The sequence below is a fragment of the Actinomadura luzonensis genome, assembly GCF_022664455.2.
Taxonomy (GTDB): Bacteria; Actinomycetota; Actinomycetes; order Streptosporangiales; family Streptosporangiaceae; genus Nonomuraea; species Nonomuraea luzonensis.
In genome coordinates, this window is the sequence record NZ_JAKRKC020000001.1 from 5,624,958 (window position 1) to 5,649,611 (window position 24,654).

The 24,654-nt window shown below is 73.4% G+C and carries 25 protein-coding genes and 1 pseudogene; 8 read left to right on the forward strand and 18 right to left on the reverse strand.

Translation table 11 applies throughout. The annotated features are described in order from the left end of the window. Positions 1 to 70: 70 nt before the first annotated feature. Both MF672_RS26700 and MF672_RS26705 read left to right on the forward strand, forming a co-directional pair. On the forward strand, positions 71 to 1,795 hold the full coding sequence (locus tag MF672_RS26700; protein ID WP_242374975.1) for an ABC transporter ATP-binding protein: 1,725 nt from the start codon (positions 71 to 73) through the stop codon (positions 1,793 to 1,795). After that, positions 1,792 to 3,651, forward strand: a complete 1,860-nt coding sequence (locus tag MF672_RS26705) for an ABC transporter ATP-binding protein (protein WP_242374976.1) — start codon at positions 1,792 to 1,794, stop codon at positions 3,649 to 3,651. The genes MF672_RS26700 and MF672_RS26705 overlap by 4 nt, the downstream gene beginning before the upstream one ends. Before the next feature lie 5 nt (positions 3,652 to 3,656). Here the strand turns inward: MF672_RS26705 and MF672_RS26710 are convergent, their stop codons facing one another. The 6 genes and pseudogenes from MF672_RS26710 to MF672_RS26735 all read right to left on the reverse strand — a co-directional run bounded on the left by MF672_RS26710 (position 3,657) and on the right by MF672_RS26735 (position 5,770). Continuing rightward, positions 3,657 to 4,064, reverse strand: a complete 408-nt coding sequence (locus tag MF672_RS26710; RefSeq protein ID WP_242374977.1) for a hypothetical protein — start codon at positions 4,062 to 4,064, stop codon at positions 3,657 to 3,659. A 145-nt stretch (positions 4,065 to 4,209) separates the two neighbouring features. After that, complete coding sequence (locus MF672_RS26715) at positions 4,210 to 4,512, reverse strand: hypothetical protein (RefSeq protein WP_242374978.1); 303 nt, start codon at positions 4,510 to 4,512, stop codon at positions 4,210 to 4,212. 96 nt (positions 4,513 to 4,608) lie between these two features. Continuing rightward, positions 4,609 to 4,803: a hypothetical protein gene (locus MF672_RS26720; protein WP_247815505.1), complete on the reverse strand. Its 195-nt coding sequence runs from the start codon at positions 4,801 to 4,803 to the stop codon at positions 4,609 to 4,611. Between the two features lie 61 nt (positions 4,804 to 4,864). Further along, a pseudogene (locus tag MF672_RS26725) lies at positions 4,865 to 4,972 on the reverse strand (DUF202 domain-containing protein); the annotation flags it as partial. A 12-nt stretch (positions 4,973 to 4,984) separates the two neighbouring features. Beyond that, positions 4,985 to 5,311, reverse strand: a complete 327-nt coding sequence (locus MF672_RS26730; RefSeq protein ID WP_242374980.1) for a YidH family protein — start codon at positions 5,309 to 5,311, stop codon at positions 4,985 to 4,987. 66 nt (positions 5,312 to 5,377) lie between these two features. Then, on the reverse strand, positions 5,378 to 5,770 hold the full coding sequence (locus tag MF672_RS26735) for a DUF8711 family protein (RefSeq protein WP_242374981.1): 393 nt from the start codon (positions 5,768 to 5,770) through the stop codon (positions 5,378 to 5,380). A 161-nt stretch (positions 5,771 to 5,931) separates the two neighbouring features. Here MF672_RS26735 and bla point away from each other — a divergent pair, with 161 nt between their 5' ends. The 3 genes from bla to MF672_RS26750 all read left to right on the forward strand — a co-directional run bounded on the left by bla (position 5,932) and on the right by MF672_RS26750 (position 9,843). Next, positions 5,932 to 6,897 (forward strand): class A beta-lactamase, encoded by a 966-nt coding sequence (bla, locus tag MF672_RS26740; RefSeq protein ID WP_242374982.1) that lies wholly within the window; start codon positions 5,932 to 5,934, stop codon positions 6,895 to 6,897. Next, complete coding sequence (locus MF672_RS26745; protein ID WP_242374983.1) at positions 6,897 to 9,107, forward strand: transglycosylase domain-containing protein; 2,211 nt, start codon at positions 6,897 to 6,899, stop codon at positions 9,105 to 9,107. The genes bla and MF672_RS26745 overlap by 1 nt, the downstream gene beginning before the upstream one ends. Before the next feature lie 478 nt (positions 9,108 to 9,585). Next, a complete protein-coding gene (locus tag MF672_RS26750; RefSeq protein WP_247815451.1) occupies positions 9,586 to 9,843 on the forward strand; it encodes a UBP-type zinc finger domain-containing protein in 258 nt (85 codons plus the stop codon). Between the two features lie 18 nt (positions 9,844 to 9,861). Here the strand turns inward: MF672_RS26750 and MF672_RS26755 are convergent, their stop codons facing one another. After that, complete coding sequence (locus tag MF672_RS26755) at positions 9,862 to 11,445, reverse strand: Na+/H+ antiporter (RefSeq protein WP_242374985.1); 1,584 nt, start codon at positions 11,443 to 11,445, stop codon at positions 9,862 to 9,864. Positions 11,446 to 11,553: 108 nt separating this feature from the next. Continuing rightward, complete coding sequence (locus tag MF672_RS26760) at positions 11,554 to 12,729, reverse strand: hypothetical protein (RefSeq protein ID WP_242374986.1); 1,176 nt, start codon at positions 12,727 to 12,729, stop codon at positions 11,554 to 11,556. Between the two features lie 373 nt (positions 12,730 to 13,102). Here MF672_RS26760 and MF672_RS26765 point away from each other — a divergent pair, with 373 nt between their 5' ends. Beyond that, the gene (locus tag MF672_RS26765) at positions 13,103 to 15,106 is read left to right on the forward strand and encodes an ATP-dependent DNA helicase (protein ID WP_242374987.1); all 2,004 of its coding nucleotides are present in this window, start codon (positions 13,103 to 13,105) and stop codon (positions 15,104 to 15,106) included. 42 nt (positions 15,107 to 15,148) lie between these two features. Here MF672_RS26765 and MF672_RS26770 read toward each other — a convergent pair whose 3' ends face one another. The 10 genes from MF672_RS26770 to bar all read right to left on the reverse strand — a co-directional run bounded on the left by MF672_RS26770 (position 15,149) and on the right by bar (position 22,704). Further along, positions 15,149 to 15,904, reverse strand: a complete 756-nt coding sequence (locus MF672_RS26770; protein ID WP_242374988.1) for an SGNH/GDSL hydrolase family protein — start codon at positions 15,902 to 15,904, stop codon at positions 15,149 to 15,151. Next, positions 15,901 to 16,335 carry a type II 3-dehydroquinate dehydratase gene (gene aroQ, locus MF672_RS26775; RefSeq protein ID WP_242374989.1) on the reverse strand — a complete coding sequence of 145 codons (435 nt, stop codon included), beginning with the start codon at positions 16,333 to 16,335 and terminating at the stop codon, positions 15,901 to 15,903. The genes MF672_RS26770 and aroQ overlap by 4 nt, the downstream gene beginning before the upstream one ends. Then, entirely contained in the window at positions 16,332 to 17,405 is a 1,074-nt protein-coding gene (gene aroB / locus MF672_RS26780) for a 3-dehydroquinate synthase (RefSeq protein ID WP_242374990.1), read from the reverse strand. Before aroB ends, aroQ begins: the two co-directional genes overlap by 4 nt. Further along, entirely contained in the window at positions 17,402 to 17,905 is a 504-nt protein-coding gene (locus tag MF672_RS26785; protein WP_242374991.1) for a shikimate kinase, read from the reverse strand. Before MF672_RS26785 ends, aroB begins: the two co-directional genes overlap by 4 nt. After that, entirely contained in the window at positions 17,902 to 19,083 is a 1,182-nt protein-coding gene (gene aroC, locus MF672_RS26790) for a chorismate synthase (RefSeq protein ID WP_242374992.1), read from the reverse strand. The genes MF672_RS26785 and aroC overlap by 4 nt, the downstream gene beginning before the upstream one ends. A gap of 43 nt (positions 19,084 to 19,126) precedes the next feature. Beyond that, positions 19,127 to 19,735 (reverse strand): prepilin peptidase, encoded by a 609-nt coding sequence (locus MF672_RS26795; RefSeq protein WP_242374993.1) that lies wholly within the window; start codon positions 19,733 to 19,735, stop codon positions 19,127 to 19,129. A gap of 136 nt (positions 19,736 to 19,871) precedes the next feature. Further along, the gene (locus MF672_RS26800; RefSeq protein WP_242374994.1) at positions 19,872 to 20,399 is read right to left on the reverse strand and encodes an SseB family protein; all 528 of its coding nucleotides are present in this window, start codon (positions 20,397 to 20,399) and stop codon (positions 19,872 to 19,874) included. An 11-nt stretch (positions 20,400 to 20,410) separates the two neighbouring features. Beyond that, complete coding sequence (locus tag MF672_RS26805; RefSeq protein WP_242374995.1) at positions 20,411 to 21,205, reverse strand: HD domain-containing protein; 795 nt, start codon at positions 21,203 to 21,205, stop codon at positions 20,411 to 20,413. Then, positions 21,202 to 21,543 carry a PadR family transcriptional regulator gene (locus MF672_RS26810; protein WP_242374996.1) on the reverse strand — a complete coding sequence of 114 codons (342 nt, stop codon included), beginning with the start codon at positions 21,541 to 21,543 and terminating at the stop codon, positions 21,202 to 21,204. Before MF672_RS26810 ends, MF672_RS26805 begins: the two co-directional genes overlap by 4 nt. Before the next feature lie 57 nt (positions 21,544 to 21,600). Further along, entirely contained in the window at positions 21,601 to 22,704 is a 1,104-nt protein-coding gene (bar, locus tag MF672_RS26815; protein ID WP_242374997.1) for a barbiturase, read from the reverse strand. A gap of 125 nt (positions 22,705 to 22,829) precedes the next feature. Here bar and MF672_RS26820 point away from each other — a divergent pair, with 125 nt between their 5' ends. Together MF672_RS26820 and MF672_RS26825 are read left to right on the forward strand one after the other, a co-directional pair. Further along, complete coding sequence (locus MF672_RS26820; protein ID WP_242374998.1) at positions 22,830 to 23,501, forward strand: alpha/beta fold hydrolase; 672 nt, start codon at positions 22,830 to 22,832, stop codon at positions 23,499 to 23,501. A 64-nt stretch (positions 23,502 to 23,565) separates the two neighbouring features. Next, a complete protein-coding gene (locus MF672_RS26825; protein WP_242374999.1) occupies positions 23,566 to 24,648 on the forward strand; it encodes an FUSC family protein in 1,083 nt (360 codons plus the stop codon). Positions 24,649 to 24,654: the final 6 nt, after the last annotated feature.

Here is a 24,654-nt window from a genome sequence, read left to right on the forward strand (position 1 = left end):
CCTTGAAGGGATGCCTCCCGATACGTATGTACCTCGCCGTCCCCTGCTGTCCTCCAACTCCCTGTGGCGGATGAAGTCCTACCTCCGCCCGTACGTCGGCAGACTCGTCTTCATCTGGCTGTCGGCCCTCGTCGGCATAGGCGCCGGCATGGCACTCCCCCTCATCAGCAAACAGGTCATCGACGGCCCCGTCCAGCACAAGGACCCCGGCGCGCTGCTCCCCCTCGGGCTGCTCGCGCTCGGCGTCGGCGTGGTCGAGGCGCTGCTGATCTGGCTGCGGCGGTGGGCCCAGGTCAAACCGGTGCTCGGCCTGGAGACCGCCATCCGCGACGACCTCTACGAGCACCTGCAGCGCCTGCCCATGCGCTTCCACGGCGAGTGGCAGTCGGGCCAGCTCCTCTCCCGGGCGACCACGGACCTGTCGACCATCCGCCGCTTCCTCGGCTTCGGCATGTTGTTCCTGGTCATGAACATCCTGCAGCTCATCACCGTCACCGTGCTGCTGCTGAACATGTACTGGCCGCTCGGGCTGCTGGTGCTGGCCTCGGCCGTGCCGATCGTGTGGACCTCGCTGCGCTTCGAGAAGCGCTACATCAGCGTCTCCCGCCAGGTCCAGGACGAGCAGGGCGACCTCGCCACGCTCGTCGAGGAGTCCGCGCTCGGCATCCGCACCATCAAGGCGTTCGGCCGCCGCCACCACGTCTACGACCGCTACGACGACGCCGCGCTCAAGGTCTACGGCACCTCGCTCGACAAGGTGCGCCTGTCGGCCCGCTTCTTCACCTTCCTCGAGGTGATCCCCAACGTCACGCTGGCCCTGTCGCTGCTGCTCGGCGCGCTCGCGGTCGGCGCGGGCGGGCTGACGCTGGGCGCGCTGGTCGCCTTCACCACGCTGATGCTCCAGCTCGTGTGGCCGATCGCGAGCCTCGGCTACCTCCTGGCCATGGCCCAGGAGGCGATGACCTCCGCCGACCGCCTGATGGAGGTCATGGACACCGTCCCGTCCATCGAGAGCGGCACCGAGACCATCGAGCGGCCGCGCGGCCACCTGCGCTTCGAGGGCGTCGGGTTCCGCTTCCCCGGCGCCGAGCGCCCGGTGCTGCGCGACGTCTGGCTGGACGTGCGGCCCGGCGAGACCGTCGCCCTCGTCGGCCCGACCGGCGCGGGCAAGACCACGCTGACCGCGCTGGTGCCCCGCCTGCTCGACCCCACCGAGGGCCGCGTCACGATCGACGGGCACGACGTGCGCGACCTGGAGCTGGCCGCCCTGCGCAGCGTGGTGGCGACGGCGTTCGAGGAGCCGACGCTGTTCTCGATGAGCGTGCGCGAGAACCTCATGCTCGGCCGGCTCGACGCCACCGAGGAGGAGCTGGAGGACGCGATCCGCACCGCGCAGGCCGGGTTCGTCCACGACCTGCCGTGGGGCCTCGACACCCGCATCGGCGAGCAGGGGCTGTCGCTGTCCGGCGGCCAGCGCCAGCGCCTGGCCCTGGCCCGGGCAGTGCTCAGCAGGCCGCGCGTGCTGGTGCTCGACGACACCCTGTCCGCGCTCGACGTGGAGACCGAGGCCCTGGTGGAGGAGGCGCTGCGGCACGTGCTGCGCGACGCCACCGGCATCGTGGTCGCCCACCGCGCCTCCACCGTGCTGCTGGCCGACAAGGTGGCGCTGCTGCGCGACGGCACGATCACGCACGTCGGGCAGCACCACGAGCTGCTGGCCGAGGTGCCCGAGTACCGCGAGCTGCTGGCCCAGGACGCCGACCTCGACGACGCCTCGGAAGGAGCGCTGCGATGACCACCGCCACCCAGTCGTCCGGCCCGCCGGCGGGCGCGTCCTGGCGCGGGGTCGCCTCCGAGGACCAGGACGAGCTGCCGGAGAAGGTCTCCGTCCTGCTGCGGGAGCGCTCGCGGCGGCTGCTCGGCGCGCTGCTGCGGCCCTACCGCAGGCGCATCGCGCTGCTCGTGGCCACGATCGTGGTGTCGAGCGCGGCCGGGCTGTCCATCCCGTTCCTGGTCTCGGTCGGCATCGACGAGGGCATCCCGCCCCTGTCGCGCGGCGAGGGGCCGGCCACCCTGCTGGTCGTGGTCGGGGTGATCCTGGCCGCGACCCTCGTGCAGGCGGTCACCCGGCAGGCGTTCCTCAACATGTCGGGCCGGATCGGGCAGGGCATCCTGCTGGAGCTGCGCCGCCGGGTCTTCGACCACTTCCAGCGCCTGTCGCTGAGCTTCCACGAGCAGTACACCTCGGGCCGGGTGATCTCGCGGCTGACCTCCGACATCGAGAACATCGCCGAGCTGCTGCAGTCCGGCTTCGACGCGCTGGTCCGGGCGCTGCTGACGATGATCGGCACGGCCGTGCTGCTGCTGGTGCTGGACCTGCCGCTCGGCCTGATGGCGCTCGTCCCGCTGCCGCTGCTGCTGCTGTTCACCCGCTGGTTCCGCCGGCAGTCGGCCCTCGTCTACCGGCGGACCCGCGAGACGGTCGCCTTGGTGATCGTTCACTTCGTGGAGTCGATGACCGGCATCCGCGCGGTGCAGGCCTTCCGCAGGGAGCCGCGCAACCAGGAGATCTTCGAGCAGCTCAACGACGACTACCGCGACGCCAACGCCGGCGGCATGAAGCTGGGCGCGACGTTCATGACCGGCATCAAGCTCATCGGCAACCTGACCGTCGGCGGGGTGCTGCTCTACGGCGGCTACCTGGCGCTGCACGACGAGGTCAAGGTCGGCGTGCTGGCCGCGTTCCTGCTCTACCTGCGCCAGTTCTACGAGCCGATGCAGGAGGTCAGCCAGTTCTACAACACGCTGCAGTCGGCCGGCGCGGCCCTGGAGAAGCTGTCCGGGGTGCTGGAGGAGGAGCCGTCGGTGCCCGAGCCGCGCGACCCCGCCCCGCTGCCGCAGGGCCGGGCGCGCGGCCGGATCCGCTTCGAGCAGGTCAGGTTCGCCTACGTCGAGGAGATGCCGATCCTGCCCGGCCTCGACCTCACGGTGCCGGCCGGGCAGACCGTGGCGCTGGTCGGCTCGACCGGCGCGGGCAAGACCACGCTGGCCAAGCTCATCTCCCGCTTCTACGACCCCACCGAGGGCCGGGTGCTGCTCGACGGCGTGGACCTGCGCACCCTGGACGAGCCCACCCTCCGCCAGGCGGTCGTCATGGTGACGCAGGAGAACTTCCTGTTCAGCGGCACGGTCGCGGACAACATCAGGTTCGGCCGGCCGCAGGCCGGCGACCGGGAGGTGCGCGAGGCCGCCAAGGCGATCGGCGCGCACGAGTTCATCTCCAGCCTGCCGGACGGCTACGACACCGAGGTCGGCAAGCGCGGCGGGCGGATGTCCGCCGGGCAGCGGCAGCTCGTCGCGTTCGCCCGGGCGTTCCTGGCCGACCCCGCGGTGCTGATCCTGGACGAGGCGACCTCCAGTCTGGACGTGCCCAGCGAGCGCCTGGTGCAGCGGGCGCTGCGCACCATCCTGGCCGACCGCACGGCGCTGATCATCGCGCACCGGCTCTCCACCGTGGAGATCGCCGACCGCGTGCTGGTCATGGAGCGCGGCCGGATCGTCGAGGACGGGCCGCCGGACCGGCTGATCGCCGCCGCGGGCCGCTTCGCCGGCCTGCACCAGGCCTGGCTGGACAGCCTCAGCAGCGGGTGAGCCGGTCAGTGGTGGTGCACGGGCGCGACCACCGTCGCGTAGAACTCGTAGCCGACGAATAACGCGACGGGCGCCCCGATCGCCACCAGCAGCCGGCCGGGCAGGGTGATCCGCTCCACGGCGGGCGCTCTGCCCGGCGGCTCGGCGACCGGCACCAGCAGCGGCGCCGGCTCGGGCTCCGGGTCCGGCGCCGCGATCAGCTCGGGATGGCGGCTCAGGTAGCCGGACGGGAACGAGGTGACGTCGTAGGCGCCGCAGCCCGGGCAGCACGACCCCGACCAGGGCGGCTGCACCGACACGCCGGATCTCAGCCAGATCTGCGTCTCGTTGCCGTGCACGTCCGTGAGGCTGCGGAGCAGGAAGTCCTCCTCCCAGACGTGCAGACAGCGCAGGCACTCGTAAGGCCATGACATACGGGTTTCGAACCCGTCGGGCACGAAGACCACCCCCGGCCTCGGATCGCCGTTCGCCCTCAGTGTCCGGCCGATTACACAATCCCGGCAAGACGGTCTTGTGACACCGGACGCTAGGGAATGCTCACCTGCTGTCAGGTTAGCTCTAATAGAGCGGTTTCGGGACGGGGCTCAGCAACGGTGTCGGATCGGGCACGGCCGGCGTCTCCGGCGGCATCAGCTCCGGGTGGTGCAGGAGATAGCCCTCGGGGAACGTGGTGGCCTGCTGGCAGCCGCACCTCGGGCAGATCGTCCCGGGCGAGGGCGGCGGCACCGCGACCCCGTGACGCAGCCAGAGGGTCGCCTCGTTGCCGTGGGCGTCCTCGGTGCGCCGGACGAGGTACTCCTCCTCCCAGACGTGCCAGCAGCGGCGGCACTCGAAGGGCACGGTTCTGCGTTCTTCCTCCATCGGAGTCACCTCCTTACTCCGAGTCTCCGCCCTGGTCCCCGGCTCCCGCAAACCGGCCCCCTCTCCCAGGACGCGGGGCCTTTGCGGACGCGCTGTTCAGAGTGCGCGGGACCAGACGAACGCCGCCGCGCCGGCGACCACGCAGAGCGTGCCGAGCCAGGCGAGCAGCACGTCCGCGCCGGCGTCGAGCGGCCGCCCGCCGTGCAGCGCCGCCTGCACCCTGCGGTAGCGGGCCCGGGTGCGGGTCAGCAGCAGGCCGCCGCAGAACGCGGCCACCGCGAACGCCGCCACGGCGGGCGCCGCCCTGGCCGCCGCCGCCGCACAGCCCGGCCGCGCCGAGCCCGCCGGTGGCCAGCGCCACGGCCGTGCGCACCCAGGCCAGCCGGGTGCGCTCGCTCTGCAGGCCGCGGTCCCAGACCTCCTCCTCAGGCGTCCCCGCGCCCGCCCCCGCCCCCGTCATCGCGTGCGCCGCTCAGGCCGCGAGGATGATGAGGACGAGCGCGATGACGGCCACGGCCGCCACGCCGTAGCCGAACACGGCGGCCAGCGCGGGCGGGGGCAGCGGCGCCTGGGCGCGCAGGGCGCGCTGGATGTTGCGCCAGCGCGGGTAGGCCATGCCCGCCGCCAGGGCCGAGAGCGTGACGAGCACGACGGCCAGCGTGGTGCGGATCCACGGCACGAACACGTCGGCCGGCACCGCCGCCATGGCCACCCCGCCCGCGCTGAGCGCCAGCGCCGTGCTCAGCCAGGTGAGGAAGGTGCGTTCGTTGGCCAAGGTGAAACGCGGGTCGGGTTCCATGGGAAAACGGTAATTCGTCCACATTTCCCCTAGAGATGGCGGGATTGTCGTTCCCGGCGCCGCGCCTCAGTTCGTGCAGGCCTGCGTGACCTTCTCCAGGTAGGCCGCCGAGTCCTTGCCCACCTTCTGGGCCGCGTCCACGGCGTCGTTGACGTCCTTCACCGAGATGTTGCTCAGCGTGGTGGCCAGGTTGTCGGAGGCCTCCTTGAGCGTGGTGTTGGCGGCCTTGTCGGCGACGTCGTTGAGCTTGGCGGCGGCGTCGTCCAGCGCCTTGTCCATGGCCTGGGGATCGTCGGTGAGCTTGGTGATCTGCGCGCCCAGGTCCGTGACGATCTTCGGCGCCTCCAGGCACGCCTGGGCCTTGTCGATGGTCTGGTTGACCTCGCCGCACCCGGCTGCTGCGAGGACGACGACGGAGAAGGCGGCAAGGGACAGGAACCGGCTCTTGTGGAGTCGCATACCCCGACCCTACCCAAGCGCCCGCTCCCGTGGCGGAATCCGCGCGGCCTGCGGTGATATCAGAAATCTAATGCTTCAAGACCTGATATCGCTATTAGACATCACCTGATCCGGTCTGCTGTGCTTCTGCCCTCTGACGGACGACTGCAAGGAATGGTCACATGCGACACAACCGCGCCCGCCACCTCGCGACCGCCCTGGCGGCCTGCCTCCTCGCTGGAGGCGCCCTGGGCACGGGAACGGGCACGGCCTCGGCCGCCACGACGACGGTCACCGCCGTGCCCGCCGCCGTGCCCGCCGCTGCGCCCGCCGCCGTGCCCGCCGGCCAGGCTCTGGTGACGAAGGAGCTCCGCGCGCTGGAGGCGGCCTACAAGGGGCGGATCGGCGCGTACGCGATCGACACCGGCACCGGCCGGACGGTCGGCTACCGGGCGGGCGAGCGGTTCCCGCTGCTGTCCACGTTCAAGGCGATGGCCTGCGCCGCCGCGCTGCACAAGGCCCGCACAGCCGAGCCCGGCCTCATGGACAAGGTCGTCAAGTGGACCGAGGACGACCTGGTGGCCAACTCGCCGACGACCGAGAAGCACGTCGCGGACGGCCTGACCGTCGCCCAGCTCTGCGAGGCGGCCATCACGCTCAGCGACAACACCGCGGGCAACATGATCCTGAAGCAGATCGGCGGACCGGCCGGCCTCACCCGCTACTTCCGCTCGCTGAAGGATCCGGTCTCCCGCCTGGACCGCTGGGAGACCGAGCTCAACGACTGGACGGCGAAGGACCGGCGCGACACCACCACGCCCGCCGCCATCTCCCGCGACCTGCGCCGGGTCACCGCCGGCGACGCGCTGACGGCCAAGGACCGCGAACGGCTCACCGCCTGGCTGCTGGCCACGCGGACGGGCGACGAGCGCATCCGCGCCGGCCTGCCCAAGACCTGGACGATCGGCGACAAGACCGGCACCAACCCCGAGATCGGCGGCGCCAACGACATCGCCGTCGTGTGGCCGGCCAAGGGCGCGGCGCCCGTCGTCCTGGCCGTCTACACCACCCGCTCGACCCCGTCCGTGGACAACACGGTGATCGCGAAGACCGCCACCGTCCTGGCCCGCGGGCTCGGCAAGCTCTGATGGCACGCCGGGGGACGAAGATCGTGCGGCTCGCCGCCGCGGGGGCGGCGGCGGGCGTGCTCGTGGCCGGGATCGCGGTCCCGGCCGTCGGGGGCGCCGGGTTCGGGCTGGTCGCGGCGGCCGGTGAGGTGGACCTCAAACCGGTCGACCTGGTGGAGCCGCCGCCGGCCGAGGTCACGATCGTGCAGGACGCCGAGGGCGGCGAGATCGCCCGCTTCTACGAGGAGTACCGCGAGGTGGTCGGCTTCGACGACATCGCGGAGGTCATGAAGACCGCGATCGTGGCCATCGAGGACTACCGCTTCTACCAGCACGGCGCGATCGACCTCGAGGGCACGCTGCGCGCGCTCGCCACGAACCTGCGGGCCGGCGAGGTCGCGCAGGGCGGTTCGAGCATCACCCAGCAGTACGTCAAGCAGGTGCTGCTGAACTCCGCCGGCACCGACGAGGAGCGCGACGCCGCCCTGGAGGCCAGCTACGCGCGCAAGCTGAACGAGCTGCGCTACGCCATGGGCGTGGAGGAGAAGTACACCAAGGACCAGATCCTGGAGAAATATCTGAACATCGCCTACTTCGGGGCAGGCGCGTACGGGGTGGAGGCGGCGGCCCGGCGCTTCTTCGGCGTCCCGGCGGCCGAGCTGACCCTGCCGCAGGCCGCGACGCTGGCCGGCGCCGTCCAGGACCCGAACGCCACCGACCCCAACCTGGGCAAGGAGCACCGTCAGCGGCTGCTGCACCGCCGCGACGTGGTGCTCGACCGGATGGCCGAGCTGGGGAAGATCACCCAGGCGGCGGCCGGCCAGGCCAAGAAGGCCAAGCTCGGCTACAAGGGCACGAAGCTGCCCGGCGGCTGCGAATCCAGCAAGTACCCCTACTTCTGCCTCTATGTCCGGCACGAGATCCTCGGCAACCCGGACTTCGGCCGCACCGCGAAGGAACGCCTGGCCACCCTCAACCGCGGCGGCCTGACGATCAGGACCACCCTGGACCCCGCCAGGCAGGCCGCCGCCGACCGCGCGATCCGCAGGTACGTCCACGCCTCCGACCACCCGGTCGCCGCCGAGGCCCTGGTCCGGCCGGGCACCGGCGCGATCCAGGCGATGGCGGCCAGCCGCCCGTACGGCAACGGCGAGGAGCGCGGCGAGATCTCCTACAACCTGGTCGCGGACGCCGCGCACGGTGGCGGCATCGGCTTCCAGGCGGGGTCCACGTTCAAGACGTTCACCCTGATCAGCGCTTTCAAGCAGGGCATGAAGGTGGACGACGGGTTCACGGTGAGCGCGGGCTACCGGGCGCCGGGCTACTCGACGTTCAAGAACTGCGCGGGCGAGAACATCGGCGACCCCACCCACACGGTCACCAACGACGAGGGCTCCCCCGGATGGAAGACCCTCCGGACGGGGACGTGGGGGTCGGTCAACACGTTCTTCATGGAGCTGGAGCGGCGGGTCGGCCTCTGCGAGACCGTGACCACGGCCAAGTCGCTCGGCATCAGGCGGGCCGACGGCCGCAAGCTGCGGGAGTACGAGACGTTCACGCTCGGCATCAACGAGATGGACCCGGTCACCGTGGCCGCCGCCTACGCGGCGATCGCGGCGCGCGGCTCCTACTGCGCGCCGATGGCGATCACCCGCATCACCGACCGCGACGGCGACACCACCCGGTACCGCCCCAAGTGCCGCCAGGCCCTCGAACCGGCCGTCGCGGACGCCACGGCGGACGTGCTGTCCGGCGTGTTCACCCGGGGCACCATGCGCGACGTCGGCGGCATCGGCCGGGACGCGGCCGGCAAGACCGGCACCACCGACGACTACGCGACCGCCTGGTTCGCCGGGTTCACCCCGGACCTGGCGGCGGCCGTCAGCATCGGCGACCCTCGGGGGTCGCAACGGCACAAGCTGGTCGGGGTGACGATCGGCGGGCGGTACTACGGGGTCGTGGCGGGGGCCAGCCTGCCGGGGCCCATCTGGAAGGACACGATGATCGGGGCGCTGAAGGGCGTGCCGGCGTCGTCCTTCACCCCGATCGACCCGTCCCGCTTCGGCGGCTGCACCACCCACTGCCGCCCCACCCCCACCGACTCCCAGACCCCGCGACCGGACCCCGAGCCAGGCGACAACGGCCGGCCCACAGGACTGGACGACACCCCTGACCCGGGCCCGGACACCGCCGGCACCACGGGCTCCGAGGGCGCTCCGGACGGACGCTAGACGCACCGATCCGGGCAGCGGACGGCCCGAACCGACCGTCCACTGCCCGACCGTCCACTGCCCGGACGCCCCCTGTCGGACGCCCCCTGCCGGACGCCCCAGGACCAGGCGTGACGCCCGAGCCGCCCGCAAGGCCCGAGCCGCCCGCAGGACCCGAACCGACCGCAGGACCCGAACCGACCGCAGGACCCGAACCGACCGCAGGACCCGAACCGACCGCGGGGCCCGGGCCGACCATGACAGCCCCTCAGCCCGACGACGACCGGCCCTCTTCCCACGACTGCGCCCGACCGGCGTCCCCGGGCCGTGCCCGACATCGGCCCGTCCCCCGTCCCCCCGGCCTCGGCTCTTGAGCCCGGTCGCCCTCGGGCCGCGCCCCCGCCCCGGGGGACCGGTCCGCGAGGGGGCGGCCACCGGCTCGGTGAGCAGGCGAAACACCCTGCCGAGAGCCCCGCCCCCGGGTATTAGGATGATTCATATGGCTATGTGCGAGCATCTTTCCAAGGCTGAAGACCCGGCGGCGCGCACCCCCGAGGGTTGTGAGGAGTGCCTGGCGACGGGCGGCCGCTGGGTGCACCTGCGGCGTTGCCTGGAGTGCGGCCACATCGGCTGCTGCGACTCCTCGCCCAGCAAGCACGCCACCGCCCACTACCACTCGACCTCCCACCCGGTGGTCCAGTCGTACGAGCGGGGCGAGGACTGGCGGTGGTGCTACGTGGACAACCAGATGGGGTGACGAGAGGGAGGGGCCGGGTCAGCGTTCGAGGATGGCCTCCTCGAAGTCGAGCTGGGCCATCACCTCGCGCAGCACCTCGTCGTCCAGCCGCCGCTCGTCGCGCAGGCGCACGAAGACCTGCCGCTCGGCCTGGAGCATCTCGCGCCGCAGGCGCCGGTAGAGGTTGCTCGGCGTCTCGGCGCCGCCCTGCCCGGTGCCGCCGCCGAGCCGCTCCCAGGCGCTGAGCGAGCGCCGCCACGACTTCTCCCTGAGCTGGTCGATGACCTGTTTCTGGATCTCGTCGGGCTCGTTGTCCTGCTCGGCCACCAGCCGCTCCAGCTCGGCGAGGCCGGCTTCCAGCGCCGCCTGCTGGGCGGCCGCCTCGGCCAGGCGGTCCTCGTACTGCTCCTGGTCGCTGGAGACCCCCAGCCGCCGGATCAGCGCGGGGAACGTGGTGCCCTGGACGAGCAGCGTGCCGATCACGGTGGTGAACGTCAGGAACAGCAGCATGGCCCGGTCGCGCGGCGGCACGCCGGGCGGGAGGGCGAAGGCCGCCGCCAGCGACACGACGCCGCGCATGCCCGCCCATCCCAGGATGACGCTCTGCTGCCGGGTGGGCGCGCGCGAGCCCCGGCGGCTGAGGAGCTTGATGACGGACGTGGCGGTGAACACCCACACGAACCGAGTGAGAATGGTCACGCCCAGCACCGCGGCGGCGTAGCCGGCCACCTGCCAGGCGCTGTAGCCGGAGATGCCGCGGATCACGGTGACGAGCTGGAGCCCGATCAGCGCGAACACGATCGTCTCCAGGAAGAAGTCGGTGACCTTCCACACCGCGTCGGACACCAGCCGGGTGCCGAACCCGCGCAGGTGCATGCGGTAGCCGAGGTAGAGGCCGACGATGACCACCGCGATCACGCCGGAGGCGTGCACGGTCTCGGCCGCGAGGTAGGCGGCGAACGGGATGAGCAGCATGAGCGTGTTCTCGACCAGCGAGTCGCGGGTCAGCGTGAACAACCACGCGAACGCGACCGCGAGCGCCAGCCCGATCGCCACGCCGCCGGCCGTCGCCGTCAGGAACTGCCACCCGCTGTGCATCAGGTCGATGGTGCCGCCGGTGAGCGCGCCGATCGCCACCCGGTAGAGCGTCAGCGCGGTGGCGTCGTTGAACAGGCTCTCGCCGATGAGGATGGTCAGCGCCTGGCGCGGCAGCCCGAGCCGCCGGCCGACCGCGACGGCGGCCACCGCGTCGGGCGGCGCGATGATGGCGCCCAGCGCGAACGCCAGCGGCATCGGCAGCGCCGGCAGCATCAGGTGCACGACGAACCCGACCACGACCGCGGTGAACAGCACCAGCCCGATCGACAGCAGCGCCACGGCCCGCTTGACGTCGCGCAGGCGCAGGTAGGAGCTGTCGAGCGCGGCGGAGTAGAGCAGCGGCGGCAGGAACACGTACAGGACCAGCTCGGGGTCGAGCGGCACCGCGGGCACCAGCGGCGACACCAGCAGCCCGGCCGCGACCAGCAGCAGCGGCGCGGGCCAGCCCTTGCGTCTGGCCACGGCGGCGACCGCGATCGCGCCGCCCGCCACCAGCAGCAGCTGCAGGCCCAGGATGGGACTCACCGGCGCTCCTCCCCGACTCGGCCCGGCGAGCCGCCGGTCACCCGGCCGGCCGCCGCCCGATCAACTCGCCGAGAGGAGCGTACCCGGCCCGCCGAGGCGGGCCGGCCGTCACCACTCCCTGCGGTCGCTCCGCTCGTGGTAGTCGGGCTGCTCGGGACGCAGGCGCTCGCCCGTGGAGAACATGGGGTCCCCGACGTACGGGCGGGACATGCCCTGGTCGGGCTGCTGCGGCGGGTACTGCTCCTGGCGGCCGAGCGCGAGCAGCGGGTCGACCGGGTTGGGCGGCTGCTGGGGCTGGGACGACTGGGGCTGGGACGCGGGCTGCTGGTAGGCGCCGTAGTCGTCGCGGTGGTCGCCCCGATAGTCGTCCCGGTAGTCGTCCCGGTAGTCGTCACGGTAGTCGGCGGGCGCGGCCTGCTGGGGTGCGGTGCGGCGGCGGCCGGCGCCCGGGATGCCGTGCATGGGCGTGCCGAGGCCCGCCCCGCCGCCGTCGGCGGCCTGGCCCTGCGGCTGAGGCGGCTGGGACGGCTGCTGCGGCGCGTAGGAGTCCTGGCGGCGGTAGGGGTCGGACGGGTACGCGTCCGCCGGGTAGGCCGGCGCGGGCGGGGCGGCGTACCGGTCGGCGGCCTGGGAGGGGAAGCCGAGCGGATCGGTGGCGAGCGGCGACTGGCGGCGCTGGTCGGCGCCGGGCATCTGGTAGACGGGCTCGTCGGCGTACTGGTGGTCGGCGTACTGGTGGTCGACGTACTGGGGGCCGGTGAAGCGGTCGGGCTGCGGCGGCTGGTACGGCTGCGCGGGCTCGGGCGTGTACTGCGGGCCGCTGAACGGGTCGCCCGCGTAGTGCTGGGGGCCGCTGACCGGGTCGCCGGTGTACTGGGGACCGCTGAACGGGTCGCCGGTGTAGCGGGGCTGGGGGCCGGTGCTGTCGACGTACTGGGGGCCGGTGAAGGGCGTCCGCTCGCCGTAGGCGGGGCTCGGCTCCCTCGGGGCCGTGGTCTCGCCGAACCCGGCGACCAGTTTGTCCTGCGGTGCGGGGCCCCGGGCCACGAGGACGTCGTTCGGGGACAGGGCCGCCGTGGGCCGCTCGTCGAGCGGCTGGGCCGGCGGCTGCTGGTGGAGGGGCTGCGGGCGCTGGTACTGCCCGGTGCCGGGCATGATCTCGATGCCCGGGTCGTGCGCGGGGACGGCGGGCTGCTCGCCCGTGGCCTCCGCGAACCCCTCGTCGAGGGTGTCGAGCAGGCGGCCGACGTCCTCCATCGGCATGCGGAAGCTCGCTGTGCACATCTCCCCACGCCACAGGCTGAGCACCAAGGTGCCCTCGTGCCACGTGACCCGGAGGCACCGCTCCTGACCTCGTGCATCGAAGAAGACTTCGCCGAACGACGGCAACGGGACAACTTCCGACATGGCAGACATACTGCTTTAACCAGCCTTTATTCGTCCACTCGACCCCGGAAAACCCTACAGAATCGGCCTTCCCATACACACCATAGGCCCCTGAGTCAACCACTGGAGATCGTGTCCGACCAGTTGGGGTCCCGATCGCCCAGTGTGCCACGCGTGCCGCCGAAAGCGTTCGGGAATGCCGGGATGCGTCTGGCCGGTCACACCCCGTTCGGCCCGCGTCCGGCCCCGGTTCGGCACGGCGACCCGGCAAATGCGGGTAGCGTTTAGTGCCGTGCCGGACTCCCATCTCCCGTCAGTGGACGAACTGCTCAGCATCGCGGTCAACGCCGTCGGAGGGAGCGAACGGCCGGGCCAGGTCACCATGGTCCGGGCCGTGCAGCAGGCCATCGACGCCGACGAGCACCTGGCGGTCCAGGCCGGCACGGGCACCGGCAAGTCGCTGGCCTACCTGGTCCCCTCGATCCGCCACGCCATGGACAGCGACAAGCCCGTGGTCGTCTCCACCGCCACGATCGCGCTGCAGCGCCAGCTCGTCGACCGCGACCTGCCGAGGCTCGCCGAGGCGCTGGGCAAGGAGCTGCCGCACGAGCCGACGTTCGCCATCCTGAAGGGCCGCCGCAACTACCTGTGCCGCTACAAGGCGACGGCCGGCTGGCCCGAGGACGACGAGCAGGACCAGCTCTTCGACCCGCGCGAGGTCAGCGCCACCGGCCGCATGGTGCAGCGCATCCAGGAGTGGGCCGAGGAGACCGAGACCGGCGACCGCGACGAGCTGGTGCCGGGCGTGAGCGAGCAGGCGTGGCGGCAGTTCTCCGTCAGCGCCCAGGAGTGCCTGGGCGCCAACCGCTGCCCCAGCGGCGCCGAGTGCTTCGCCGAGTTGGCCAGGCAGCGGGCCGGCGAGGTCGACGTCGTGGTCACCAACCACGCGCTGCTCGCCATCGACGCCATGGGCGACCTGCCGGTGCTGCCCGAGCACAAGGTCGTGGTCGTCGACGAGGCCCACGAGCTGGTCGACCGGGTCACCTCGGTGGTCACCGGCGAGCTGTCGGAGCTGACCGTGTCGCTGGCCGTGCGGCGGGTCGGCCGCCTCATCGAGCAGTCGGTCGCCGACCAGCTCCAGGAGGCGGGCGAAGACCTGAAGGCGCTGCTCGCCGCCGCCCCGCCCGGCCGCGTCGACGACCTGCCGCAGGTGCTCGCGCTGACCCTGCAGCTCATCCGCGACACCGCCTGGCGCTGCGTCACGGCCCTCGGGCCGCGCAACGCCGACAAGGACGACCCCGACAAGGCGGGCCAGCGCAAGGCCGCGTTCACCGCCCTCGACGAGGTGCACGACACGGCGGTGCGCATGCTGGAGGCGTACGGGCACGCCTCCGAGGCCGACCGGGCCGAGGTCGTCTGGCTCGACGCCGGCACCGACCGCCGTCCGCCCGCGCTGCGCGTCGCCCCGCTCACCGTCAGCGGCATGCTGCGCGACAAGCTGTTCGGCGAGCGCACGGTGGTCCTCACCTCCGCCACGCTCGCCCTGGGCGGCACGTTCGACGGGCTCGCGGCGCAGTGGGGGCTCGGCGGGTCCGGCGAGTGGCAGGGCATCGACGTCGGCTCCCCCTTCGACCACCCGAGGGCCGGCATCCTGTACGTCGCCAAGCACCTGCCCCAGCCGGGCCGCGACGGCCTGCCGCAGCAGTACCTCGACGAGATCGCCGAGCTGATCGAGGCGGCCGGTGGCCGCACGCTCGGCCTGTTCTCCTCGATGCGCGCCGCCAAGGCCGCGACGGAGGCGCTGCGCGACCGCCTCGACGTGCCGCTGCTGTGCCAGGGCGACGACTCGACGATGCTGCTGGTCAAGCAGTTCGCCGAGGACGAGCCCACCTGCCTGTTCGGCACCCTGTCGCTGTGGCAGGGCGTGGACGTGCCGGGGCCGTCGCTGCGGCTCGTCATCATCGACCGGGTGCCGTTCCCGCGCCCCGACGACCCGCTCACCTCCGCCCGGCAGCGGCACGTGGCGGCGCGGGGCGGCAACGGCTTCATGGCGGTCGCCGCCAACCACGCGGCGCTGCTGCTCGCCCAGGGGGCGGGGCGGCTGCTGCGCTCGCAGCACGACAAGGGCGTGATCGCCGTGCTCGACCCGCGCCTCGCGACGGCCCGCTACTCGGGCTTCCTGCTGGGCTCGCTGCCGCCGTTCTGGCGCACCACCGACCCGGCCGTCCCCCGGGCCGCGCTCAAGCGCCTCGCGGCCGAGCCGACGGACGCCTGACCCGCGGGCAGGCGCCGGGGTCTCCGGCGCGGGGTGACCGGGTCAGATCCAGGGCGTGAGGTCGGGACGCTTCGGCGTGAGGCCGTCGCCCGAGGAGACGCCGCGCAGGCGGCGCGACACCCACGGCACCAGGTGCTCCCTGATCCACTGCGCGTCCTCGCGCCGCCGCGCCCGCGGGTCCGCGCGCTGCGCCGGCCAGTCCTTGCGCCAGTCGTCGAACGGCACCCCGAGCACGTCCAGCACCCGCGCGGCGACGAGCCGGTGCCCGTCCTCGTTCATGTGCAGCCGGTCGGGGCTCCACGCCCGCCAGTCGCGCAGCCCCTGCATCGACCACTGGTCCACGAGCCGGCACCCGTACAGGTCGGCGATGGAGCGCAGGTGCAGGTAGAAGACGGCGAAGCGGCCGCGCAGGCGGCGCATGAGCGGCGTGTCGCGCGGGTCGACCCCGGTGAACAGCAGCACGTCCGCCCCGCCCGCGCGCAGGTCGCGGACGGCGCCGGCGAGCTTCTTGGCCATCACGTCGGGGTCGCTGCCCGGCCTGAGCAGGTCGTTGCCGCCGGCGCAGAAGCTGACCAGGTCGGGCGCCATCTCGACGGCCACCGGCACCTGCTCGGCGATGATCTGGTCGAGCAGCTTGCCGCGCACCGCCAGGTTGGCGTAGCGGAAGGAGGGGTCGTCGGCGGCCAGCCGCTCGGCGACCCGGTCGGCCCAGCCACGGTAGTGGCCGTCGGGGCCCGGGTCGTTCAGTCCTTCGGTGAAGCTGTCGCCCAGGGCGACGAAGGACTTGTAGTGCCTCATGAGGTGGTGTTCATCTCCGCGATAGCGTGCAGCGCAAGGACGTACGACTGTAGTCCGAAGCCGGCGATGGTGCCCGTCGCCACCCCGGCGACGACGGAGGTGTGCCGGAACTCTTCCCTGGCCGCGGGGTTGGTGAGGTGGACCTCGACGAGCGGGGCCCGGCGCTGGGCGATGGCGTCGCGCAGCGCGTAGGAGTAGTGGGTGAACGCGGCCGGGTTGAGCACCACCGGGATGCGGCCGTCGGCGGCCTCGTGCAGCCAGTGGACCAGCTCGGCCTCGTCGTCGGTCTGGCGGACCTCGACGTGCTCGCCCAGCTTCCTGCCGGTGTCGCGGCAGAGCGCGGCGACGTCCTCGAACGTCTCCGAGCCGTAGACGTCGGGCTCGCGGGTGCCGAGCCGGCCCAGGTTGGGCCCGTTGAGCACGAGGATCATGCCGAGATCTCCTTGTACGCCGCTTCGAGCAGCTCTTCCGCCGGGTCTTCGAGCCGCCCGGGCCTGGCGAGGTCGTCGAGGACCACGAACCGCTGCTTGGCGCCGCGGTTCTTCTTGTCCAGCCGCATGTGGTCGCGCAGCCGCGGCCAGGCGTCGGCCCGGTAGGAGACGGGCAGCCCGACGGCGGTCAGGATCCGCCGGGTGCGCGCGACGAGGTCGGCCCGCCCGGCCAGGCGGGACAGCTCGGCGGCGTAGACCATGCCGATGGCGACGGCCTCGCCGTGACGGATCTCGTAGTGCCGGTCGCGCTCGATGGCGTGGGCCAGCGTGTGACCGTAGTTGAGGATCTCGCGCAGGCCCGCCTCGCGCAGGTCGGCGCCCACGACGTCGGCCTTGACGCGGATCTTGCGCTCGATGAGCTCGCGGGTGTGCGGGCCGTCGGGCCGGACGGCGCCCTCGGGGTCGGCCTCGACCAGCCGCAGGATCTCGGGGTCGGCGATGAAGCCGCCCTTGATCACCTCGGCGAGGCCGGCGCGGTAGTCGTCGCGGGGCACGCCGTCGAGCGTGGACAGCTCGCACAACACGCCCGCGGGCGGCAGGAACGTGCCGACGAGGTTCTTGCCCTCGGGCGTGTCGATGCCGTTCTTGCCGCCGACCGCGGCGTCGACCATGGCCAGCAGCGTGGTGGGCACGAGCACGACCTGCACGCCGCGCAGCCACGTGCCGGCCACGAAGCCGGCGAGGTCGGTGGTCGCGCCGCCGCCGACGCCGACGACGGCGTCGGAGCGGGTCACGCCGTGGCGGCCGAGCGCCGACCACAGGCCGGCGGCGACCTCGGCGGTCTTGGCCCGCTCGCCGTCGGGCACCGGCAGGGCGGCGACCTCGTGCCCGGCCGCGGCGATCGCCTCGCACACCGGCCTGGCCAGCTCGGGCAGGCCCTGCGGGTGGATGACGGCGACGGTGCGGACGCCGGGCCTGAACAGCGTGGGCAGCTCGGCCAGCACGCCGGTGCCGACCACGACGTCGTACGGGTCGTCGCCGCGCACGGTGATCCTGGTGGCCCCGCTCATGCCGGCAGCCCCTTCACGATCTCGTCGGCCAGCTCGCGCGGCTCGCGCCCGTCGGTGACCACGGTGACGGCGGCCAGCCGCTCGTAGACGGGCCGCCGCTCCTCCATCAGCTTCTTCAGCCGGCTGCGCGGGTTGAGCACCAGCAGCGGCCGGGCCGAGGCGAGCCCGACCCGCTGGACCGCGTCGGCCAGCCCCACCTGCAGGTAGACGACGTGCTGGCCGGCCAGCAGGGCCTGCGTCTCGGCGTGCAGCACGGCGCCGCCGCCGAGCGACAGCACGCCGTCGTGCTCGGCCAGGGCGCGGCGCACCGCCTCGTGCTCCAGCTCGCGGAAGCGCTCCTCGCCGTCCTCGACGAAGATGTCGGAGACGGGCTTGCCCGCCACCGCCTCGACGTCGGCGTCGGTGTCGCGGAACGCGACGCCGAGCCGCTCGGCCAGCAGCAGCCCGAGCGTGGTCTTGCCGGAGCCGGGTGGGCCTATCAGCACAGCCTTGGCCGTCATTTGATCACCATGGAAGAGAGGTAGCCGGACAGGTTGCGCGCGACCTCCTCGACGGAGTCGCCGCCGAACTTCTCCAGGGCCGCGTCGGCGAGCACCAGCGCGACCATGGCCTCGGCCACGACGCCGGCCGCCGGGACGGCGCAGACGTCGGAGCGCTCGTGGTGGGCCTTGGCCGCCTCGCCGGTCTTGACGTCGATGGTGGCCAGCGCCCTCGGGACGGTGGAGATGGGCTTCATCGCGGCGCTGACGCGCAGGATCTCGCCGTTGGTCATGCCGCCCTCGACGCCGCCCGCGCGGTTGGTGACGCGGCGGACGCCGTCCTGGGTGGTGTACTCGATCTCGTCGTGGGCGCGGGAGCCGGGCCGCCTGGCGGTCTCGAAGCCGTCGCCGACCGCCACGCCCTTGATCGCCTGGATGCCCATGAGCGCGCCCGCCAGGCGGGAGTCGAGGCGACGGTCCCAGTGGGTGAAGCTGCCGAGGCCGGGCGGCAGGCCGTAGGCGAGCACCTCGACGACGCCGCCGAGCGTGTCGCCGTCCTTGTGCGCCTGGTCGATGACCGCGACCATGGCGGCGCTGCCCTCGGGGTCGTGGCAGCGCACGGGGTCGGCGTCGATGCGCGCGAGGTCGCCGGGGCCGGGCAGCGTCGCGGACGGGGTGGCGGCGCCGCCGATGCTCGTGACGTGGCTGAGCAGGTCGACGCCGAGCGCCTGCTTGAGGAAGCGGCGGGCGACCTCGCCGAGCGCGACGCGGGCCGCGGTCTCGCGGGCGGAGGCCCGGTCGAGCACCGGGCGGGCGTCGTCGAAGCCGTACTTCTGCATGCCGGCCAGGTCGGCGTGGCCGGGGCGCGGGCGGGAGCGGGGGGCGTTGCGCGCCAGGCCCTCCAGCTCGGCCGGGTCGACCGGGTCGGCCGACATGATCTTCTCCCACTTGGGCCACTCGGTGTTGCCGATGCGGATGGCGACCGGGCCCCCCATGGTGCGGCCGTGGCGGACGCCGCCCACGATCGTGACCTTGTCCTCCTCGAACTTCATCCGCGCGCCGCGGCCGTAGCCGAGCCGGCGGCGGCGCAGCGCCTCGTCGATGGCGGCCGTGGTCACCTCGACCCCGGCCGGCAGGCCCTCCATGACGGCGACGAGTTCGGGCCCGTGGGACTCTCCGGCGGTCAACCAGCGCAACATGCGTACAAGTCTTCCACGTACCGCCGAGTGGGATGTCCCACGCTCACCCTGTAAGACACAGCACGGCGAACGCGCCCATCAGCATGAACGGCCCGAACGGGAACTGGGTGTGCCGGGTGCCGCGCCCGGTGGCCAGCAGCGCCAGTCCGTGCAGTGCGCCGAGCACCTGCCCGGCGAACGCGGCCACCACCCACTGCTGCCAGCCGGCCGACGCCGCGGCCAGGCCGATGAGCCCGGCCAGCTTGACGTCGCCGAGCCCCATCGCCTCCGGCCGGGCGAACCAGAGCAGCCCGTAGAGCGCCGCCAGCGCCGCCCCGCCGGCCAGCGCCCGCGGCAGCTCGCCCGTCGGCCAGAGCGCGAGGGCGGTGATCGGGTACGCCGGCAGCGTGATCGCGTCCGGCAGGATCGTGGTGCGCCAGTCGACGACGGCGAGCGCCACGCCGATCACCGCGAACGGCACGTACGGCAGCCCCATGCGCCAGGCGGTCAGCGCGGTCACGGCGGCGGCGGCCAGCTCGACGGCGGGCGGCCAGGGCGGCGTGCGGACGAAGGCGGGCGGGTGGCCGGGGGTGAGGGCGCGTTCGTAGACGTCGGCCAGCGCCCTGATGCGGTGTCCGCAGACCAGCCCGGCCAGCGCCATGAGTGCGACCACGAGCCGACCCTAGTGGGCCGCGCGCCGCCGGGCGGTCCGTTCGCCGGAGGCCGGCCCCGCCGGACCCGTGCGGGCGGCGGGAGGACCCCAGCCGCGGGTCAGCGGCGGGAGGGCCCCGCCGCGGGCCCACCGCCGGTCAGCGGCGGGAGAACCAGCGGCGTCTGCGGGCCGGCTCGACCCGGGCCACGGTCGCCCGTCCGAGCTGCGCGGCCGTACCGGACTCGACCGCCGCCAGCGCCTCCAGCACCGCCCCCTCGATGACGAACGGCACCGGCCCGGCCACGTCCACCACGACGGCCGCCGCGCCCTCCTGCGCGGCCGCCCGGCACACCTGGAGCGTGGTGCTCTGGATCGGCCGGGCGTCGGGCCGCCACCTGGCCAGCGCCTCGGTGCCGGTGAACGCCGGGACCGCGTGCCTGCCGTCCTGCCCGACGAGCTTGGGCAGGGCCATCTCGCTCTCCTTCTCCTGCCGCAGCCCGTGCGCGCCGACCTCGGACTCGGTCAGCATCGCCACCACGGGCACCAGGAGCCGGGCGCGGCTGAGGGCGTTCAGCACGGCGGTGGCGTCGGCCGTGCCGTCCCTGTAGGCGGCGAGCGCGGCGGCCACGCCGGGCGCGACGCCGCCGTCGTCGTGGGGGTCGAGGGGCTGCGGAATGCTCGGCACAACCCTTGAGACTACCCGCGCCGGTCCCCGCCCCCGCCCCTGCCCCGCGGCGCCCGCACCCGCCGCGGGCCTCCGGGCACGTCCCGGTGCCGCAGGGCCGCCGCCATGCGCGGCATCCCCGCGAGCAGGCCGAGGGCGAAGCGGGCGCGCGCCCGGCGGCCGGGGAGTGCGTGCAGCTCGCCGAGCCACTCCTCCAGCCAGCGGCCGCGGGCCCGGCGGGGCAGCAGCACCGCGCCCGTGCGGAGGACCGCGAACGACATCCGCCCCGGCAGGTGGGCGGCGGCCAGCCGCTGGAGCTCCCGGCCGGCGCGCTCCCAGCCGAGCCGCTCGGCGACCGGCACGAACGACTCCAGCGTCTCGCGCGCCTTGGCGCGGCGTCTCACCTCGGGCAGCCAGCGCAGGGTCCGCATGTTGTGCAGGCGGTCGGCCAGCTTGAGCAGCAGCACGCGGTCGTCGAACTCGCCCGGCGCGGGCGGCCCGCTCCGCCGCCCCAGCTCCGTCAAGCCGAGCACCAGCGTCACGGTCCGGTCGCCGAACTCGCGTCTGAGCTCCGCCTCGGGGCAGGCCGTGCCGTCCAGCAGGTCGTGCAGCAGCGCCGCGCACAGCGTCTCGTGGTCCGCCCCCTGCTCGGCGAGGATCACGGCGACGGCGACCGGGTGGGTGATGTAGGGGTCGCCGCTGTGGCGGCGCTGGTCCCGGTGCCAGTGGGCGGCCACCGCGTAGGCGCGCCGCACCTTCCGCAGCCCCTCGGCGTCGAGGCGGTCACCGGCGGCCTGCAGCAGGGGACGGAGCGGGTCGCGGCTCATGACGCTCCTCCGTGGCCGGGCAGCCACGCCGGGACCGCCAGGCGGCGGGAGCGGTAGGCGCGGGCGACGGCGTCACGGGCCCGCTCGGCGCCGTCCGGGGTGATGCGGTAGTAGCGGCGGCGGGGGCGGCCGGCCCGCTCGTGGGCGGAGGGGTCCTCCCAGCGGCTCTCGACCCAGCCGAGCCGCTCCAGCCGGGCCAGGATGGGGTAGACGGTGCCGCCGGGCAGCCCGGCCAGCTCGCACAGCTCCAGCCCGTACCGCTGCTGAGCGGGGGCCTGGAGCAGGACGCGCAGGACGGCCTGCGTCGGCGCGGTCATGCGGGGCGCGTCGCCTGTCATGACCCTACTCTACATAGGTAGAGAAAGGCCGGGCAGTGGCGCGGAGGCCGGTTCTTCCTATCCCTCGCCCAGGTCGGCGATGGCGGCGACCGGGCCGCCGCCCGAGGGGCCCTGGTGGACGGCGGCCACCGAGACGAACACCGCGGGGTCGCCCGTCACCGACGCCGCCACACCGCCCACCGCCGCCTTGATCTGGCGGTGCCAGTGCACGTCGGAGTCGTCCAGCATGATGTTGCGCCGGCCGCGCACCCGTCCGGACGGGTCGGCCTCGCACTTCATGAAGACGTTGACCAGCCGCCCGCCGAGGTCGTCCGGGTGGGGGCGGTCGGGCAGCGGCAGGCCGGAGTCGCGGATGGCGGCCCAGATGCCGTCGGCGTCCAGGGCGTCCCGCATGACGCTGTGGCCGATGCGGTAGCGCCCGCCGATGCCGCGCACGTTGCCCACCAGGACGATCTGCGCCCGGTCCAGCTCGACCCCGGAGGAGCAGGAGGCCACCGACGAGTACAGCGACAGGTCCTTGTGGATCTGGTCGGCGCGCGGCATGTCGATCTCGCCGAGCGCCACGGCGATGCCGAGGGCGGTCGTGGAGTTGGACAGGTCCATGGAGGGGCCGGTCTCCTCGATGGCGGTGTCCTTGCCGCGGCTCCTGGCCTCGGTGATGGTGGCGAGGGTGAGCAGGGGCGTCTTGGTCTGGACGTAGTGCACGTCGCGAGGGTCGTCGATGCCGGCGATCTTCATGGCCTCGCGCACCCCGGCGGCGACCTTCTCCACCATGGCGGGGCGGCCGATGTCCTCGGGCAGGATGACCTCGCTCATGGCGACGCCGACCGACAGCCGGGGCTCGTCGGTGGCGGGGGCGCGCTCGGCCGGGGTGGTGGCGAAGATCGTGGCGTGCGGGCTCAGGATGCCGTCGGTGCCGCCGGACCACACCAGCGGGACGTTGTCGGGCGCCGGGTGCCCGTGCCGGGCCAGCACCTCGCGGAAGGCGCGGTCGGCCAGGATGCGCGTGTAGTCGTTGACGCCGCCGTTGCCCTCGGTCTTGCCGACGACGGCGAGCACCCGTTCGGCCTCGATCACGCCGTCGGCGATGAGGCGCGACAGCCCGGAGGCGTCGGTCACGCTCTCGATCGGCACCTTGCGGACCTCGATGGGTTCCGGCATGCGACCACCCTTTCTGTTCCCGCCCCTCGCGAGCGACGCTAGCCGAGCCGGCCGGCGGGGTTCATGGGCAATGTGTGCCCATGAAGGCCGCCGGCCATGTCAAGGCGCGCCGTACGCTGACCAACGTGATTCGCGAAGCACACGTCAACGGGATCAAGCTCGTGTACCGGGAGGAAGGGGACCCGAACGCTCCCCTGATGGTGCTGATCCACGGCCGCACGGCCGACCACAACGACTGGAACGGCATCACCCAGCACTTCGCCGCCCGCCACCGGGTGCTCGTGCCCGACCTGCGCGGGCACGGGGGCAGCGACCGGCCGGGGGCGTACCCGGTGCCCGCCATGGCCGAGGACGTGGCCGGGCTGATCGTCCGGACCGGAGGGGGCGGGCCGGCGACGGTGGTCGGGCACTCGCTCGGCGGCATGGTGGCCTACCGGCTCGCCGTGAGCCGTCCCGAGCTGGTGGCGCGGCTCGTGCTGGAGGACGTGCCGCCGCCGTTGCCGATCGCGGACCGGCCGCCTCTCGTCGAGGACGGCTCCACCGGCTTCGACCGGCGGATGATGCACGACACCGAGCGCCAGATCCGCGACCCCGACCCGGCCTGGCAGGCGGACCTGGCCAGGATCGCCGCGCCGACGCTGGTGGTGTCGGGCGGCGCGGCCTCGCCGTTCGACGCGGCGGCGCTGGCGGCCATGATCCCGGGGGCCGAGCTGGTGACGATCGAGGCCGGGCATCTGGTCCACGCCACCGAGCGGGCGGCGTTCCTGCGCGCGGTGGACGCCTTCCTGCAAGGCTGACGGAGAATGGGGTAGAAGGGGCGAATGTGACCCCAACGTCACAAAGATCCGTCAAGGTGGAAAGGTGCGCACGAGGCTCAGCGATCACGTCAGGGAACGTCTGGGCACGTTCGCCCTCACCGCCCCCTCCATCGCGCAGTGCGCGGTCGGCGCGGCGCTGGCCTGGATCGTGGCGATGGAGCTGCTCGGCCACCCGCGGCCGTTCTTCGCCCCCATCTCCGTGCTGATCTGCGTGGGCGTGGGCCTCGGGCAGCGGCTGCGCCGGGTGGTGGAGCTGGTCGTCGGGGTCAGCCTCGGGGTCGGGGTGGGCGACCTGCTGGTGTCCGCGATCGGGTCGGGGCCGTGGCAGATCGCGCTGGTGGTGGCGCTGGCGATGGCGATCGCGGTGCTGCTGGACGGCGGGGGGCTGTTCGTGGCGCAGGCCGGGTCGTCGGCGGTGCTGGTGGCCACGCTCGTCCCGACGGCGGGCGCGGGCGGCCTGGACCGCATGGCCGACGCCCTGACCGGCGGCGTCATCGGCATCGCGGCGGTCGCGCTGATGCCCGCGAGCCCGTTCACCATCGCGGCCAAGCACCTGTCCGGGGTGCTGGACGCGCTGTCCACCGCACTGGAGCGCGCCGCCGAGGCCATCGAGAAGCGGGACGTGGACCTGGCCGCCGAGGCGCTGGAGGAGGCGCGCGGCACGCAGGCGGCGGTGGAGGAGTTCGAGAAGGCGCTGGAGACCAGCAAGGAGATCACCACGATCTCGCCGCTGCACTGGCACCGGCGGGCCCGCCTGGCCCGCTACGAGACCGCCGCCGTGCCGGTGGACCTGGCGATGCGCAACGTCCGCGTGCTGTGCCGGCGCACGCTCGCCTCGCTCGGCGAGGCGAGCCCGCCCCCGGCCACGCTCGCCGAGGCCATGCGCGAGGTGTCGGAGGCCGCGCTGCTGCTGCAGCTCGAACTGGGCGCGGGACGGGAGCCGACGCTGGCCAGGCAGGCGCTGCTCGCGGTGGCGGCCAGGGAGCGGCCCGAGCACCTGGGGTTCTCCGCGCACGTGATCATCGCGCAGCTCCGCTCCGTCGTGGTGGACCTGCTCCAGGCCACCGGCATGGAGCACGAGGAGGCCACCGCCACCCTGACCCCGCTGGACGGCACGACCGGCTGACGGGCG